We start from the raw sequence: 3,470 nt of genomic DNA, 5'->3' as shown, positions 1-3,470 counted from the left end.
GACCTGAACAATCCAAACCCGACGGAGCCTGTGGAATACGATGGCAGCACCCCTCAGAACTTGGAGGCCCAGCCTGGAGTCGAGAGCTTCTGGGAAACCATAGCAAATGGAATCTGTGCTGTATGGCAGTTAGTCAACTATTGGCCTCGACTGTTTCTGACCTTTGTCAGCAATATCAACGGCAAAGCAGAGGTGGACGCGGAGCTATCAACAGATATCCTCGGAGATCTACAGATTCATCGCATGTGTATCGCAAGCGTTGATGAGGAGGGCATGTCCGATGCAGAACTAGAGTCTACAACCCAACAGGTGTACAACACCTACCAAGACCTAGTTGTACGATTTGCTGTCCCTTTTGCTCTGGCTGCACTCCTTCGCTTCACGATGCTGGGGGTAGAAGTGCTTGCCTCCCCGCTTGCATTAGTCACGAATCTTGGAACCCTCCTGATTATGCTAGGCGCTTGGGTAGTTCTCTTTCTCTCATATGTCGCCTATATGATTTGGCTAGTGGATAATGCCCTAACGCATCCTTGGACTGTGATGGGGGCGTTTCTCACATTTCTTCTGAGCATGTTTCCAAGCATAATAACTGCAGCTAGCAACGGTTGGCGGCTGTTCAATCTGTGGCGTGAATACAAACCGTATGCTGGACCTGGCACTGCTAACACAAACAAGGGGATATGGTTTGTTGCAGTCTTCTTTGTGAAGCTGTCAGTGATTCTGATATGTGCGTACTACGCAGCATACTTTTTCAACTTGGGATTCTATGTGCCTTTGTAGAGGTGAAAAAGACATGCAAGCGGTCGAGTTTCTAGTTCTGATACCGGTAGCAGTCATCTTTCTGGTCGCCGTGTTTCTCTTGGAGCGAAAACATCTCCATGCATCAGAGCCCAAGGGACAGTTTCTTCGCAATATGATTGAAGAGCAATTGAGAAAAGACGAACCGCATGAACCATTCTTCTTCTCCCTTTTTGAGAGATATGAGAATGCACCAACAGGATCTAGCCGTGGAAAGATTGAATACGATCTGTTCAAGGAAACACTGTCAACAGGTGATTCGTTGGCCGCAACCTTCGACAAGTACCTTCGTCAATGGTATGCGACCAATGCATAGACTTGGTGACGCATGGCCCGGGTCGGCTAAGGACGGGCTCAACGTATGCTTCTGCTGCCGAAAGCGTGACCAGTCCTTGCAGGCCCGGCTACATCTGCAGCTTGTCCACCTAGACCGGGAAGCTGTGGTGGGGGCTGTTTGAAGGCGGTGACGGCGCAGTCTACTCCTCCATCGACGGAGGGGCCGCATACTTCATGGGAGAGGTCGTCAACGCCTCAAGGGTCGTCAAGTACGTGGTGACGCTGGGGTGCAGGTACCAGTCGTACGGCCTTGTGGACATGAGGGTACAGGACGTCAACGTCGTCGCTGACCTCAACAGGAACGACCCGAACAACCCCAACCCGACAGAGCCAGAGGAACAGGATGGGATTGGTGAACGGTCTGTAGAGAGTCTAACCCCTTCTGCCAATACTGTTTCGTACATGGACTTTGCAGAGAGCGTAGCACAGAGTATCTTCTTATGGTGGGAAGGTTGGTGGCCCCGACTGCACGCGTCCATTTCCTTTGTGACTCCTGCTGGCAGTGCGTGTGCATTTCATTGCTCTGTTGATTTGCTGTTTGATTTCTCGATAGAATCCATCAATGCCGAAACTCCGAGCAGCAGGCAGATGACTGCACAGCAAAAGGAAGAATGGGGATCCAATGTGGCCGCATCTATAGATGAGCAGGGGCCGTGGCAGGATTTCCATAGAACTCTTGCAGAGAAGATGGTGCATGTAATCTTCGGAGTATCACTCCTTCTGGCACTCCCTGCCGTAGGAACTCAGGTCTGGTATATAGTGCTGACATGCATCCTGATGTCTTCTGTGTGGCAGTTCGCACTGTACGAAAGCTATGAGTTGGGCTTTATATCCGCTGATTTCGCCTTGGCCCTGGTGCTATTGTGGCTGAATACTCTGTGGGGTCAGCTTGTCCCAACTTTCCAAGGTGCCCTTCTGTTCTCCGTAGTATTCGCTGTTCTTATACTCAAGATGAGGACCATTGCATGGGCCATCACGAAGATAAAGACGACAATCTATGCCTTCGCACTCAACTTCCTGCTTGCACTTCAGTGGTTGGTGTTCTGGACTCTGATTGCAGAAAAATCAACACAGACATACATTACATGAGTAGCTAAGCAACCTGGATATCCAAAAGGAGGATACAATCTTGGTATTCGATTTCATATCTCCCATAAACGCGGGGTTCATGGCTTCGGTAATGGTCTTTGTTATCTACTGGTCATTGACTCTGACGAGTGGGGCTATCATCGAGAGAGCTGGTGAACACGGTCTTCGCTTCTTCGGAAGCATCCCGAGAGTAGCTGTGACTCACTGCGCAATCTCCTTGGCGATTGGATGTCCTTCGCTGATAGTTGACCCAGCCTCACTGTTTGACTATCTAGTGACCAACCTCATAGCTATGCCGGTATTACTGATTGTAGGTATATACGTTCTGAAGTCCACTCATGTAGACCTACAGCTTGCCCTGTGGAGACACTCGAACTCGATGAAGAAAGCAGCACTGGACGAAGACCAATTCATTCACAGTCTGACTGAGCTCATCCAAGGAATGCACGGTGCGAACAGACTCGAGTCTTTCGTCAGAGCATACGTCGAGATGAACCCATCAATGGTCCCTGTGTTGAGAACAGCAACGCAGAAGCTGGAGGCCGAGAGTAAGGTTCCAACCAATCTCTCAGTCCTCCTTGCTGGCCTATTGGCACAGCAATGAGTGCCAACGAGTGCTGAGCCCGAGGCAGTTCAGGCGGTGGGCTGCCTATCGGGGTGCGGCGACTCCTCGTATGCATCAAGTACATCGTGATGGTGGGCCAGAGGTACCAGTCGTACAACCTTGTGGACATGAGGGTGCAGGACATCAACGTGGTGGCCGACCTGAGCAGGGCGAACCCCGTGGATTGCGACGGTACAACTACAGGAGCTGGCGAGTATGTCCTGCTGGGGCACTTCGGCGATATGATTCAGGTTCCTGACAAGGAGGTCCTCATGAATGAGGTCTACCGCTGGTGGACCGGGCCATGGCCACGCCTTCATACGAAGATTGACTACGTGACCCCGGATAACATGCATGTCAAGTATCATGTCAGTAACGACATGCTTGGGTGTATGGTCGTTGAGGAGGGCATGGTTCTGGAAACGAACAGGGCCGGTGACCCGATTGAAAAACCTAACTTCACAAGTCAAGTAGCCAGTGTATATCTTCATTCGCTGCTGACAAACGCCGCCATCGAAATGGGGCTTGCTGTGTCTGACCTAGCATGCTGCGTAGTCTGTGCAGGGCTGGAGAAGTCCCCACAGTATTGGCCAGCAGCTGTTGCGCTGGGGGTGGCTTGGACGCTCATGTTCATTGTCTTTGT

5 protein-coding genes are annotated in these 3,470 nt (G+C 51.1%); all 5 read left to right on the top strand.

From position 1 onward, the window contains the following. Positions 1-780, top strand: a 780-nt coding sequence (locus HXY34_10550; GenBank protein ID NWF96567.1) for a hypothetical protein, incomplete at its 5' end; no start/stop codon positions are given. A 13-nt stretch (positions 781-793) separates the two neighbouring features. Next, entirely contained in the window at positions 794-1,114 is a 321-nt protein-coding gene (locus HXY34_10545; GenBank protein NWF96566.1) for a hypothetical protein, read from the top strand. A gap of 194 nt (positions 1,115-1,308) precedes the next feature. Then, positions 1,309-2,223 carry a hypothetical protein gene (locus HXY34_10540; GenBank protein NWF96565.1) on the top strand — a complete coding sequence of 305 codons (915 nt, stop codon included), beginning with the start codon at positions 1,309-1,311 and terminating at the stop codon, positions 2,221-2,223. Between the two features lie 40 nt (positions 2,224-2,263). Further along, positions 2,264-2,827: a hypothetical protein gene (locus HXY34_10535; GenBank protein NWF96564.1), complete on the top strand. Its 564-nt coding sequence runs from the start codon at positions 2,264-2,266 to the stop codon at positions 2,825-2,827. A 53-nt stretch (positions 2,828-2,880) separates the two neighbouring features. After that, on the top strand, positions 2,881-3,470 hold a 590-nt coding region (locus tag HXY34_10530; GenBank protein ID NWF96563.1), incomplete at its 3' end, for a hypothetical protein.

It is taken from the genome of Candidatus Thorarchaeota archaeon (assembly GCA_013388835.1).
In the GTDB taxonomy this organism is placed as follows: domain Archaea; phylum Asgardarchaeota; class Thorarchaeia; order Thorarchaeales; family Thorarchaeaceae; genus JACAEL01.
This window is presented reverse-complemented; position numbering and strand designations above follow the sequence as displayed.